10 protein-coding genes are annotated in these 14160 nt (G+C 42.0%); 7 read left to right on the top strand and 3 right to left on the bottom strand.

Annotated features, from left to right (window positions below; translation table 11 throughout):
• Nucleotides 1–62 precede the first annotated feature (62 nt).
• Nucleotides 63–1118 (top strand): NAD(P)/FAD-dependent oxidoreductase, encoded by a 1056-nt coding sequence (locus PY091_RS09155; protein ID WP_275649401.1) that lies wholly within the window; start codon nucleotides 63–65, stop codon nucleotides 1116–1118.
• On the opposite strand, the gene PY091_RS09160 is transcribed toward PY091_RS09155, so the two are convergent.
• On the bottom strand, nucleotides 1115–1516 hold the full coding sequence (locus PY091_RS09160) for a DUF983 domain-containing protein (protein WP_275649402.1): 402 nt from the start codon (nucleotides 1514–1516) through the stop codon (nucleotides 1115–1117). The two genes, PY091_RS09155 and PY091_RS09160, sit on opposite strands and share 4 nt — an antisense overlap.
• Before the next feature lie 66 nt (nucleotides 1517–1582).
• On the opposite strand from PY091_RS09160, the gene PY091_RS09165 reads away from it, so the two are divergent.
• The 6 genes from PY091_RS09165 (at nucleotide 1583) to PY091_RS09190 (ending at nucleotide 10607) form a co-directional block, all read left to right on the top strand.
• A complete protein-coding gene (locus PY091_RS09165; protein ID WP_275649403.1) occupies nucleotides 1583–3496 on the top strand; it encodes an ABC-F family ATP-binding cassette domain-containing protein in 1914 nt (637 codons plus the stop codon).
• Between the two features lie 136 nt (nucleotides 3497–3632).
• Nucleotides 3633–4520 carry a leucine-rich repeat domain-containing protein gene (locus PY091_RS09170; protein WP_275649404.1) on the top strand — a complete coding sequence of 296 codons (888 nt, stop codon included), beginning with the start codon at nucleotides 3633–3635 and terminating at the stop codon, nucleotides 4518–4520.
• 148 nt (nucleotides 4521–4668) lie between these two features.
• Entirely contained in the window at nucleotides 4669–5790 is a 1122-nt protein-coding gene (locus PY091_RS09175) for an efflux RND transporter periplasmic adaptor subunit (RefSeq protein ID WP_275649405.1), read from the top strand.
• Nucleotides 5791–5802: 12 nt separating this feature from the next.
• Complete coding sequence (locus PY091_RS09180; RefSeq protein ID WP_275649406.1) at nucleotides 5803–9096, top strand: efflux RND transporter permease subunit; 3294 nt, start codon at nucleotides 5803–5805, stop codon at nucleotides 9094–9096.
• The gene (locus PY091_RS09185; RefSeq protein WP_275649407.1) at nucleotides 9096–10421 is read left to right on the top strand and encodes a TolC family protein; all 1326 of its coding nucleotides are present in this window, start codon (nucleotides 9096–9098) and stop codon (nucleotides 10419–10421) included. Before PY091_RS09180 ends, PY091_RS09185 begins: the two co-directional genes overlap by 1 nt.
• A 3-nt stretch (nucleotides 10422–10424) precedes the next feature.
• Nucleotides 10425–10607 carry a CPXCG motif-containing cysteine-rich protein gene (locus tag PY091_RS09190; RefSeq protein ID WP_275649408.1) on the top strand — a complete coding sequence of 61 codons (183 nt, stop codon included), beginning with the start codon at nucleotides 10425–10427 and terminating at the stop codon, nucleotides 10605–10607.
• Between the two features lie 117 nt (nucleotides 10608–10724).
• Here the strand turns inward: PY091_RS09190 and PY091_RS09195 are convergent, their stop codons facing one another.
• Together PY091_RS09195 and PY091_RS09200 are read right to left on the bottom strand one after the other, a co-directional pair.
• The gene (locus tag PY091_RS09195) at nucleotides 10725–11834 is read right to left on the bottom strand and encodes a glycoside hydrolase family 16 protein (protein WP_275649409.1); all 1110 of its coding nucleotides are present in this window, start codon (nucleotides 11832–11834) and stop codon (nucleotides 10725–10727) included.
• A gap of 140 nt (nucleotides 11835–11974) precedes the next feature.
• A complete protein-coding gene (locus PY091_RS09200; protein WP_275649410.1) occupies nucleotides 11975–14155 on the bottom strand; it encodes a hypothetical protein in 2181 nt (726 codons plus the stop codon).
• Between the last annotated feature and the right edge of the window lie 5 nt (nucleotides 14156–14160).

A 14160-nucleotide genomic window follows, 5' to 3' on the forward strand; every position in this document is an offset into this window, starting at 1 on the left:
TTTTTTGTATTTATCCATACACCAGGTAGTCCTAAACTCGGCCAGATGTCTAATTTTGTATTATGTTGGATTATATAGTAGTTGGATTAGGTTTGGCGGGAATCACTTTTAGTGAAGTCCTAGAAAAAAATGGAAAAACTTTCAAGGTGATTTCCGATGGTTCGCAACAGGCGTCACAAGTGGCGGGTGGTTTGTACAATCCTGTTATCCTAAAGCGGTTTACAATGGCGTGGAACGCAAGAAACCAGTTGGAAACAGCTAAGCCATTTTATCAAAGTTTAGAGGAGAAATTAAGCGTAAAACTGGATTATGAACTTCCCGTTTTGCGAAAATTTGCATCCATTGAGGAGCAAAATTCATGGTTCGAAGCCGCTGACCGACCCGATTTGGATTATTTTTTGTCTGCCCGGATAATCCAGAACAACAACGCCGCGATTGATGCTCCATATGGTTTTGGTGAGGTGAAATATACGGGTAGAATTGATACCGGTGCGTTGGTGGATTCGTATAGATCCTACCTTATTGGCAAGGAACAATTTGCTTCCGAATCATTCGATTTTGATGCACTCTCCATTTCTGATGGATACGTAACTTATAAGGATATCACTGCGAAGCACATTGTATTTGCATGTGGTTACGGTCTCAAACAAAACCCTTATTTTGAATATTTGCCCTTAAATGGCACCAAAGGGGAATTGCTTATAATCCATGCTCCTGAGTATAAGGAAGAAAACGTCGTTAAATCTTCCGTTTTTACGATTCCCATGGAAAACGACAAATATCTGGTCGGTGCTACTTACAAATGGAAAGATAAATCTAACGAGCCTACCGAGGAATCCAAGAATGAACTTTTAGAAAAACTAAAAACATTATTAAGATGTGATTTTAATGTTGTGGATCACGTTGCAGGTATCCGACCTACCGTTGTGGACCGCAGACCGCTTTTGGGCAAGCACCCCAAGTATCAAAACCTGTATGTTTTGAATGGATTTGGATCTAGAGGGGTGATGATAGGTCCTTATGCCTCAACACAATTGTTCGATCATATCGAATATCAAAAGGAGTTGGACCCAGAAATGGATATCCAAAGGTTTACTAAAAAGTACTTTCGTGATTAGCCTTTAACGGCTTCATGCTTTTGAACGGAAGTAGGGTCGTATTTCACAAAAAAGTTGATCCAAATATTTCTGGACAACCTAATAATTACCGGCATAAACACAACCAATGTTCCTACAATGGCAATAAAGGTCGTAGGCAAAGAGGTACCCAAAAACAAAAATGAAATTACAAAAGCGGCAACCGCAAAAGCAATGCCCACAGCGTAACTAACGTACATGGCACCATAAAAAAAGGAAGGTTCAATTTTGTATTTCAAACCACAATGCGAGCACCTTTCGTTCATACTGAAAATTTTGGATAACGCATATGGGTTGGACTTTTCGTACATGCTCTCCTCTTGGCATCTTGGACAGTTTCCTGTTAAAATGCTGTACATTTTGGTTCCTTTTTTTAACATTTGCACCTAATTTGATGCAAAAATAAGGATTCGTCCAAATTTGTTGTGTAATTCAGGTCACATATAATGTTAAACATTCATAATCTTTCTGTAGCCTTTGGAGGTGAATATCTGTTCGAGGAAATATCATTTCGACTAAATGGAGGGGACAGGGTTGGTCTTATAGGAAAGAATGGTGCAGGTAAGTCTACCATGCTTAAGATCTTGGCCAAGGAAATGCCTTTGGATGAAGGCGCCATAGCTACCGAAAAGAATATCAAAATCGGATTTTTAAAGCAGGATATAGATTTTGAAGAGGGTCGTACCGTACTGGAAGAATCGTATCAGGCATTTTCCGAAATAAAGGACTTGGAAGAGCAACTGGACCGCATAAATACAGCCCTGGCAGAACGCACGGATTACGAAAGTGACGGATACCATCAATTAATGGTAGACCTGAACGATGTTACTCACCGATACGAAATCCTTGGTGGTTACAATTATCAAGGTGATACGGAAAAGGTATTATTGGGTTTGGGTTTTAAGCGGGAAGATTTCAATAAGCTTACCGATACGTTTTCCGGTGGATGGAGAATGCGTATAGAGTTGGCCAAACTTTTGTTGCAGAGTAACGATGTGCTCCTTTTGGATGAGCCTACCAACCACCTGGATATTGAATCCATTATTTGGTTGGAACAGTTTCTTCGAAACTTCACTGGGGCGGTCGTCATCGTTTCCCACGATAAAATGTTCCTGGATAATGTTACCAATCGTACCATCGAAATTTCATTGGGGAGGATATACGATTACAGTAAACCCTATTCGGAGTTTCTGGTCCATCGCAAGGAAATCAAGGAACAACAGCTCAGTGCCCAAAAGAACCAAGAAAAGCAGATTCAGCAAACAGAGCGATTGATAGAAAAGTTCAGGGCAAAGTCCAGTAAGGCATCCATGGCCCAGTCATTGATCAAGAAGCTGGATAAAATGGAGCGTATTGAGGTGGACGAAGAGGACAACAGTGTAATGAATCTCCGATTTCCTGTTTCTGTAAACCCGGGTAAGGTGGTGGCAGAACTTCAAGAAGTCTCAAAAAGTTATGGTCCCAAGAAAGTGTTGGAATCAATCGATCTAATGGTGGAACGTGGTAGCAAAACCGCGTTTGTGGGCCAAAACGGACAAGGGAAAACTACCTTGGCCAAAATAATGGTCGGTGAACTCGATTATAAGGGTCACCTAAAAATTGGGCATAATGTACAACTGGGCTATTTTGCCCAAAACCAGGCCGAATATTTGGACGGGAACAAGACCATATTGGACACTATGATCGATGCCGCCAACGAAAGCAACCGTAGCAAGGTTAGAGACATTTTGGGTTCATTTTTGTTTAGGGGCGATGACGTGGACAAATATGTAAAAGTACTATCGGGAGGTGAACGGAACCGACTGGCCTTGGCCAAGATGCTTTTACAGCCCTTTAATGTGTTGGTGATGGATGAGCCTACCAACCATTTGGACATTAAATCCAAGAATGTACTTAAACAGGCCCTACAAAATTTTGAGGGTACCTTGATATTGGTTTCTCACGATAGGGACTTTCTTCAAGGATTGACGGATAGGGTCTATGAATTCAAGGATGGAGGCATCAAAGAGTATCTTGGAGATATAGATTTTTATCTGGAACAACGAAAAATGGACGATTTCCGTAGTGTTGAGAAGGGTGACCAAAAGAAAGAGGAAAAACCCCAAGAGAAAAGTAAGGAAAGCGATTACCATACCCAAAAGAAGCAGAAGTCCTTAAAGAACAAATTGAGTGGGGTCGAAAAAAGAATTTCCCAATTGGAAAAGGAAATTGCAGATATAGACCACGATTTATTGATGGACTACGATGCGACCATTGCAAAACCAGACTTTTTCGACAAATATGAAGGAAAAAAGAAGGATTTGGAATCTTTAATGGAAGACTGGGAAAGCCTTTCCCACGACCTTGAGGCGCTCGATTAGGCATTAGTGCAAATTTTACACAACGCTTTTTTGTTAATTCACAACAATATCGAGCGTATTCAACGATTATTTTTGTAGGATGTTTCTTCTTTTTATTACTTTGTAGGTAAATTCCTTACAGTTAAATAAGTAATAAATGATTCGTGTAGCTATATTTTTCTTTTACCTGATGTTCTCCACTGGGGTCACTTTAGCTAGTGGACAGGTATCCCTCAAAGAAAAATCTGCTTTGGTAGATCTTTTCAATAGTACCAAAGGTGAGGATTGGAATACGTCATGGGATTTGAATGCCCCGGTAAACACTTGGAAAGGTGTGGAGGTCAAAAATGGACATGTCGTTGGGATAACGCTTTTTATGAATAACCTAAACGGTTCACTTCCGGAGAGTATCGGAGATCTTAAACATTTGGTCAATCTAAATTTGGCATTTAACCAAATAACCGGAGTTCTGCCTAAAGACATTGTTCAACTGGAAGAGTTAAAAGTATTCCGGTTGGAAATGAACAGAATTAAAGGCAACATACCTCAAGAAGTAGGAAATTTTAAAAAATTGGAGATTTTCTCCATGTTCAACAATTTCTTGACCGGACCTATTCCGGAAACCTTTGGTGAACTCAAAAATTTAAAGGAACTCAACCTTTCGAGCAACAACTTAAAAGGGGCGATTCCAAAGTCCATTGGGAACCTTTCCAATTTAAAGGCACTGGGTTTGTTCGAAAATATGTTGGAAGGTCAAATTCCATCAGAAATAGGGAATTTGGCCCAATTAAAGGAGCTGGTCTTGTCCAATAACAGGTTGGGCGGAGATATTCCCGAGGAGTTTGGGCAATTGGCAAGTTTGGAAATCCTACAACTTCAAAACAACCAGTTCAACTCCTTGAACGCACTTCACAAAATGGATACGAAACAATTTTTGGTTTTTGATACCGACGATAAATCGTTAAATCCAAGATTCAAGGAAATACAATTTGAGCGCACTCGTATGGCAGATACCAAATTCGAGGACGAGAACGAAAACGAGTAGTTAGTTATTACTTTAGTTTGTTTGGTTTGGGGGTACAGGCGTGTATCCCCATTTTTTTTACAACAAAGTTTTTGTTGGATTTTATGAAATATTTAACCATTGCAAAAAATGTAGGGAATAGATTTGCAGTGATTAAACCAACTAACAAATGCGAAAGCTTATTATATCGGCGGTTGCCGGTGGCGTCATAATTTTTGCATCCTTGTATTTTGCAGGGCTTATTGCAGATAGCAAGGACAACAGAAGACCCCCTTCCCAAAAGGTGGTGAAGACCGTTTTTGTGGATACGGTATCCAATACCACTGTTCCGATAATGGTTCCCGCCAATGGTAATCTTCGAGCTAAAAAACGCGTAGAGCTCTATTCCGAAGTACAGGGTGTCTTTAGACCTGGCAGTAAACTTTTCCGAACAGGACAAGAGTATTCCGCAGGGCAAACACTAATTAAAATAGATGCCAATGAGTACTATGCCTCGGTGCAATCTGCGAAGAGTAACCTATACAATCTACTTACTTCCATAATGCCCGATCTTAGACTGGATTATCCCGAAATCTATCCAAAATGGCAATCCTACCTCAATGGGTTCGATTTGGAAAAAACGACCCCAGAGTTACCCAAAATGGAAAGTGAGAAAGAAAACTTCTTTATTACCGGAAGGGAAATAGTTTCCAACTATTACAATGTGAAAAATTTGGAGCAGCGATTGTCCAAATATACCATTACAGCTCCTTTTACCGGAATTTTAACGGAAGCCTTGGTCACCGAAGGAACTTTGATACGGACTGGGCAGAAACTGGGCGAGTTCATCAATACCGGTCTGTACGAGTTGGAAGTTTCCGTAAGTAAAACATATGCCGACTTTTTAAGGGTAGGAAAGAAAGTAGAGCTTTCCAATTTGGAGAAGACCAAGACCTATACCGGGCAAGTAACACGCGTCAATGGACGAGTGGACCAAAATTCGCAGACCATCACCGTTTACATCGAAGTTCAGGGAGAAGATCTTAAAGAAGGGCAATATCTAGAAGCCAACTTGGAAGCCAAGGAAGAAAATGATGCTATAGAAATAGATCGTTCCCTATTGTTGGAAAACAACCAGATTTTTGTGGTCAAGGACTCCATATTGGATTTGATGGATGTATCGCCCATATTCTTCACGGATAAGACCGTAGTGCTTAAAAATGTTCCCGACGGAGAAGTAATAGTGGCCAAGCCCATTACCGGTGCATACGCAGGTATGTTGGTAAAGACTTTTGACGAAAGTAAATCCTAAAAATCCTCAGCCGTGAGAAAGATCATCTCGTATTTTATTAAATACCACATGGCAGTGAATGTCTTTATATTGGCATTCTTTGTTTTTGGGATTGTGGGAATCTTTTCCCTGAAATCATCCTTTTTTCCACTCAATGAAGCTAGGAACATTACCATTGCCATAACTTACCCCGGTGCTTCACCACAAGAAATTGAAGAAGGTATTGTTCTAAAAATCGAGGATAACCTAAAGGGGTTGGAAGGAGTGGAAAGAGTAACATCTACCTCTCGAGAAAACAGCGGAACCATAAATGTTGAAATAGAGAAGGAAAGAAATGTGGATTTCATGCTGTTGGAGGTAAAGAACGCCGTAGACCGGGTACCTACCTTTCCAACGGGAATGGAACCTTTGATCGTGGCAAAACAAGAGCCGGTGCGTCCGACCATCAGTTTTGCAGTTAGCGGTAAGGATGTACCATTGGCCACCTTAAAACAAATTGGAAGACAAATAGAGAACGACCTTAGGGCGATCGATGGTATTTCCCAGATTTCCATAGCGGGGTATCCGGATGAGGAAATCGAAATAGCAGTGGACGAAAATAGTCTACTGGCCTATAACCTTTCCTTTAGCGAGGTGGCCCAGGCAGTTTCCAACGCCAATATCCTGGTCACTGGAGGTAATATAAAGACCGTTACAGAAGAATATTTGATACGGGCCAATAACCGTTCGTATTATGGAGATGAGCTATCCAATATCGTAGTTAGGGGAGATGCCGCTGGCCGTGCTGTCAGGTTGAAGGACGTGGCCGTGATACGTGACAGGTTCTCAGAAACACCCAATGCCTCGTATTTTAACGATAAGCTCGCCGTAAACATTACCATAACCAGTACCAATACTGAAGATTTGATGGGTTCCGCCGAAAATGTACGCCAGTATATTCAGGAATTCAATGAAAAATATACCAACGTACAACTGGATGTTATAGACGATCGATCTACAACCTTGACCCAACGTACGGAACTGTTGACCGAAAATGCGATTGTAGGTATGATCCTGGTATTGGTCTTCCTATCGTTGTTCTTGAATACGCGTTTGGCATTTTGGGTAGCTTTTGGACTTCCCATTGCATTTTTGGGAATGTTTGTGTTCGCACCTATGTTCAATGTGACCATTAATGTGCTTTCATTGTTCGGAATGATCATTGTTATCGGTATTCTGGTGGATGATGGGATTGTGATCGCAGAAAATATATATCAGCACTATGAGGATGGTAAACCTCCGGTAAAAGCAGCTATTGATGGGACCATGGAAGTGATTCCACCTATTATTTCGGCAATAATCACTACCATTCTGGCATTTTCTATTTTCCTTTTCTTGGATAGTAGGATCGGTGAATTCTTTAGTGAGGTTTCCGTAATCGTGATTTTGACCCTTGTTGTTTCCTTGGTGGAGGCCTTGATAATTTTACCGGCTCACTTGGCGCATTCCAAGGCATTGCACAAACAGAGTGATAAACCCAAGACGGGAATAGCAAAAGTGTTTGCCGAACTTAGGGCCATAAATAGGTTAGGGGACAGAATCATGAATTACATGAGGGACAAATGGTACAGTCCGGCCCTTAATTTTATGTTGAATTATAAGTTCCTCACCTTTGCGCTCTTTTTTATGGGACTGGCGCTTACCCTCGGATCTATCGGCGGAGGTGTTATTCGAACCTCTTTTTTCCCCAGGGTGGCCAGTGATCAGGTTTCCATAGAGCTGACCATGCCCAACGGAACCAACGAGAAGGTCACGGATTCCATAATAAGCTTGATACAGGACAAGGCACGTATCGTAAATCAAGAACTTACAGACAAGTATTTACAGGGTATGGATAAAATGCTCTATGTGAATATGATTAAGAATTTAGGACCAGGTTCGTCCTCAGCAAATTTGCAGATCAACCTTTTGCCAGGTGAAGAGAGACCGGATGGAATCAGAGCAGATATGGTGACCAACAGGCTCAGAGAATTGGTTGGACCTGTAATAGGTGTAGAAAGCTTGATCTATGGTTCCGGAGGAAATTTTGGAGGTAATCCCGTTTCCGTTTCCTTATTGGGCAATAATATTGCAGAACTTAAAGCCGCCAAGGAAGAACTTAAAGCTGCCATGGAGGCCAATGCCAATTTAAAGGATGTTGTGGACAACGACCCTGCGGGAATCAAGGAAATCAGATTGCAGCTTAAGGAGAATGCCTATTTGCTTGGATTGGATCTTAGAACGGTAATGAACCAAGTACGAGGTGGGTTCTTTGGGGCACAGGCACAACGATTTCAGAGAGGTCAGGATGAAATAAGGGTATGGGTGCGCTATGATAGAGAAAACCGATCGTCCATATCAGATTTGGATGAAATGAGGATTCTAGCTCCAAGTGGAGACCGTATCCCACTTAAGGAAATCGCTACATATACCATTGAAAGAGGAGATGTGGCCATCAATCACCTGGAAGGAAGAAGGGAAATCCAGGTATCTTCGGATTTGACCGATCCTGAAACAACCAGTGGAACCGATGCCATGTTATGGATAAGAAACGAGGTGTTGCCCGATATTCTTTCAAAATATCCGTCCATTTCACCTTCCTATGAAGGACAGAACAGGGAAGCCAATAAACTCATAGGATCTCTTGGATTTGTGGGGCCTATTGTGATTTTCCTGATTTTTATAACCATTGCCTTTACCTTTAGGAGCATCAGCCAGCCATTGCTTTTGATTTTTATGGTACCGTTCAGTTTAACTGCGGTGGCTTGGGGACATTATCTCCATGGTTTTCCAATCAATATACTCTCCATGTTGGGTATCATTGCCTTAATAGGGATCATGGTTAACGACGGCTTGGTTTTGATTGGTAAGTTCAATATCAATTTGAGGAACGGTATGAAATTCGATGATGCACTTTACGAAGCAGGACGTTCGCGTTTTAGGGCTATCTTTTTGACCTCCGTGACCACTATAGCAGGACTGGCGCCGTTGCTGTTGGAAAAGAGCCGTCAAGCCCAGTTCTTGAAGCCTATGGCCATATCCATCGCCTATGGTATTGCATTTGCTACGATATTGACATTGTTGATGTTGCCATTGCTATTATCCTTTGGTAATAGTGTAAAAGTATTTACCAAAAAATTATGGACAGGAGAAGAAGTGACGCCCGAAGAGGTGGAACGAGCTATTAGAGAGAAGCACGAAGAAGAGGAAATGGAGGCAGAAAGTATGGAGCATTTAAATGGCACGGAGAACACTAATATGTCCCAAAATGGAGAAGAAAATTCAAAAGTTGTAGAAGAAACCACATAATGAAAAACTTTTTTTATACAACAACCCTGATTTTATTGTTTTATGGTCCGGTAATGTTCGCTCAGGACCAGCTACTTTCCAAACAGGAAGCCATAGATATGGTGTTGGAGAACAATCTTGATATCCTGGTTGCAAGGAATACTAGAATTATCGATGAAAATAATGCGGATATCCTAAATTCAGGTTATTTGCCATCGGTAACAGGAAACGCAAGTGGGAGCATAGACAAACAAAATTCGGAAGGTGTCTTGGGAAATGGGGACACTAGGACAGCCGAGGGAGCGGAAACTAGAAGATACAGTGCTTCGGTAAATGTAAATTATACATTGTTCGATGGTCTCGGAAGATACTACAACTACAAAAGTTTTAAAGAAAGGTCCCAACAATCGGAATTGGAGGTGAGGCAGACCATTGAAACAACGATCTTACAGTTGTTCACGGTCTATTACGAAGCAGCGCGCTTAACCGAAAATACAGCAACACTTGAGCAGGCCTTGGCCATTTCAAAGGATAGGCTAAAAAGAGCGGAGTACCAGTTCGAATTCGGACAAAATACCGGATTGGATGTATTGAATGCAGAAGTTGATATCAATACGGATAGTATCAACCTTTTGAATTCCAGGCAGCTATTGCGAAATACCATGAGGGATCTGAACCTTATACTCAACAGGGACCTGTCGTCACAATTTTCAGCGGATACTACGGTAACCTTTGTTCCCGAATTACGTATGGAAAGTATGTACAATGAGGCCAAGATGAACAATGTAAGGCTTCAAATAGTGGAAAAGGACCTTAATATGGGTCTGAACGATATTCGAGTGGCTCGAAGTGGTTATTTGCCGACAATAGGTTTAACAGGTACATATGGTTGGAACGAATCCAACAACAACAGCCCACTGGCGTTCGTTTTACAAAATACCTCCACAGGAGTAACGGGAACGGTGAACTTGACTTGGAACCTATTTGATGGTGGCACCACCATTACGGGAATTAAAAACGCCAAAATTGCCTACAAAAACCAAGAAATAGCTAAAAAACAGATTGAACTGGAGGTAGAACGTGATATCCGAAATGCATGGGACAGTTATACCAATGCACTTTATGTACTAGAGGTACAGGAAAAAAACCTACAGACCAATCAAAATAACTTTAACAGAACTGACGAGCGCTATAAATTGGGTCAGGTGACCTCCATAGAATTTAGACAGGCGCAATTGAATCTGCTCAATGCTGAATTGGCCAAAAGTCAAGCTAAATACACCGCTAAATTGGCCGAATTACAAATGCTCCAAATTAGCGGACAGTTACTTAATGTTGATTTTTAGGCCATGTACGAGCATTTTTTTCAATGCCCGTACTGTTGGGAGGAAATTTCCTTTTTGTTGGATAACTCCATCGCCGAACAGACTTATGTCGAGGATTGTGAAGTATGCTGTAATCCCATAGAGGCGACCGCAGGTTTTAGGAACCAAGAATTGGTGTTGTTCAATGCCAAAGAGCTTGGCCAATAAAAAAGCCGAAGACAAATGCTCCGGCTTTGGTTGGAAATGCTCGATCTAAACCTTTCCAAGATCTTAAATTGATCAAATATCAGTAATCTAACTCTATCGGTCCTTTATTGGACCTTACTACTGATAAATTCGTACATAATCAATCTCAAAGGTATCCTCAGTAAAATTGGTAGGTACGTCACCTCCCAAGTTACCCCCGATGGCTACGTTGAGAATTAAATAGTGTTCTTCGTTAAACGGTTTATTGCTCGTATTCGGCAATTCAAAGACCAAAGTGTCGTCCACATAGGTCTTAATGCTGTTACCGTCCCATTCCATGGAATAGATGTGATATTCTCCGGAAGCATTTGCCACAGCGGTTTCACCTCCATCGTCCATATACTCCTCTGTGTTTAGATCGCCCCAATGAAAATGGGAAATAGTACTGTTCTTGTCCCATCCAGTTTGCTCCATAATATCGATTTCACCACAGAGCGGCCATCCAACGCTTCCGTATTGATCACCGAAGTAATTTCCCGTTTCATTTACATTGGCGCCCAAAGTCCAAATAGCGGGCCATGTACCAGCTGTGCTAGGAAGTTTGGCGCGTACCTCCACACGTCCGTAGGTAAAGGCGAATTTTGTGTTCAACCTTGCGGAAGTATACTCTTTGGTGCTGCCGTTATACGAATACTGTTCTTTTTTGGCCTTAATTTTTAAGGTTCCGTCACTTACAAAAGAATTGTCTTCACGATCGGTATAATGTTGAAGCTCCCCATTGTGCCAGCTTCCATTATTTGGCGGGATTATTTGATAATGCCATTTGTCACCATCTGGCCGCCCGGCACTTTCAAATTCATCGGAAAACACCAAAGTGGCAAATGCCTCATCAGACCTGTAAACCTCTACAGCATAACTTTCGTTTATAAAAGAACCTGATTGTGAATAAGCCCATACCACAATATTGTAGGTATTGGTCCCATTTTGGTAGAAAGTGTGTTCGAGCGTACCCGATTCACTCTCAATTTGATCTCCGTTGCCTATTCGAAAGGCATATCTAACTGCATTGTTTGCCGATGCTGTTATCTCAACCCTTCCAGAGCCGTCGCCATTTGGATTGTTTTCGTTGGCCCCGACAAGTGCAATGTCCACTGTTAAGTTGCTGGGTGTGGTGGCAGTATCGGAATCCCCGGAACTGCATGAAAGTGCAAATAACAAGGATAATAGGGATATATTAAAAATGCTCATTTTAACTATTTGATGAATACTCATTTCGTTTTTCATAGAAAACCTGACTTGGATTTATGCTCCTTTCCGCACAAAGAAAGGAGCTCATCCGTTTGCTTAATTAACTAACTCAAATCAATTTAAGATTTGTTTTTTGTTCACTATTTGTGGAAATAGACGTTGTCCACAAAAATGGTCATTGTTCCGGCCGGTTGTCCTGCATAGATCAGTTGTGCAATATTTGCCTTGGTGGTCAATCCTGCAAATTCCGATAGTGGGATGTCCAAAGAAATCCAAGTGTTTTGTTCGGGATTTGCAATGGTGATCTCGTGCTCAACGTCGTCACCGCCATCATAGGCCCCATCTGCTCCAAAATCTACGAGCTTTATTCTTATTTCCGTGGCATCGGCCGTCCAAACATCGGTATGTAAATGGGTCATTTCCGTTGCATCAATTTGATTGCCCACGGTTTCAACGCCCACAAAGTTCAGGTCACTGTACTTCTTCACATCATCACCTTCCACCAAAATATCCTCGAGGGTCGCAACGGACCAATCGGTTCTCCATGTATCCACAGGAACGTTGGTGTAAGCATTGCTGAAAAGGGATATTACATCTGCTTCGGCAAGGGCAGGGGTTGGAGCAGCCGCTGTTGGTTCCGTTGCAGGTGGTGAGTAGAAGTAGATATTGTCGAAATATATGGTGCCGTTACCATCGAACTTCAACTGAATCACATCGGTTAAATCAACTATATCGGAGAATTCGGTCAATGGAATGTCAACACTTGCCCACTCACCATTTACTATATTAAATGCATATGGGGTTTCTACTGGCCCTGAACTTATTAGTGACAAGTTGAGTGCTGAGGAATCAGCGGTCCAATAATCTACATGAACCATTGTCATTCCAGAAACATCCAATGGAGTCGCGAATTGTGTGCCTTGGTAGTTAAGGTTTTCGTATTTCAAAGTATTGTTGCCAGCAATATCTTCTTGTGTCACTATAGTGGCTTGGCCCCAATTTGGGTTGAAATCTGTTCCGGCCACATCAGCATAGGCATCGCTGAATACGGATATTACATTGGATTCCGGAATGGTTGGGTCGGGTGCTCCTGAAATAGGTGCGTTGGAAACACCCGCTTCGTTGTAGAAGAGTACATTATCCACATAAACAGTGTTAGCTCCTGAAGGTGCTCCCACAAAAATTAATTGAGCTATATGTCCTCTGGTGGTTAAACCTGTAAAGTCTGACAAAGGAATATCCAAGGTCACCCATTCTTGCTGGGCCGGTGCATCGAAAACCAATTCGTGCTCTACATCGTCACCGCCATCAAAAGCGCCATCTGCTCCGAAGTCTACCAATTTTATTCTGAATTCTGTGGCATCACCGGTCCAAATATCGGTTCGGAAATGGGTCATATTGGTCGCATCAATAGGAGCGGATACCGCTTCAACACCCACAAAGCTCAATTCGCTATATTTTTTAGCGGCATTTCCTTGAATATCAACATCCTCCAATGTGGCATTGGACCAATCTGTTCTCCAAGTATCTACGGTTACATCTGTGTAAACATCACTGAACAGGGATATTACTTCCATTGGGTCAATGGTTGGGTCGGGAGCAGGGGAAGTTGGTTCTCCGGTTGCTCCGGGTTCTTCCACCTCGCCACCTTCACTCATCACAATGTCATCAAAATAATGTGTGCTTTCCGCGCTCTTTTCTCCATTAAAATCAAAGAAAAGTACCATTCTGTCAAATTTGTCGGAATCGCTTGGAGAGAATACAAAGGATAATTCTTCCCATTCATTGGCAACTGTTGTTGTAGCTTGTACTTCTTTGGCAATGGAGCCATCTGAGCTATCCTCGAACTTTAAAAGTACGATTTGATCGGCCGCGGGAGCGTAAACTTTTATTTTGATGGTCTGCATCACGGTAAAATCCACTTTACTCGCAAGATCAAAGAAGAAACCGGACCATGGTTCTACACTTGGTGTTTGGGTATATGCTACCACTGTTTCAGAGGTGTTGATGCCCGATGGGTCGGGGTTTTCAATATATTCCAATGTGAACGAACCATCAATCTCACCGAAAAATTCTACTTCCGGTCCGCCGCATTCAAAATCCATTCCTTCGGAGAGTTCAGGAATTATGGTGGAAAAAGTACATCCTTCACCTGGTTCTGGCTCTGGTTCTGGTTCCGGTGCAACGTATGCCGAAGGAGGCGGTATATCGTCTTCCATCTCGCAGGATACAATGGAGCCCAAAATGCCTATGGCCATCAACAGGAACAAGATGGGCAATCTTGTGCTATTGAGGTTCTTATTGTTGTTATGCTTTTTCATCTTTC

It is taken from the genome of Flagellimonas okinawensis (assembly GCF_029194005.1).
Classification (GTDB): domain Bacteria; phylum Bacteroidota; class Bacteroidia; order Flavobacteriales; family Flavobacteriaceae; genus Flagellimonas; species Flagellimonas okinawensis.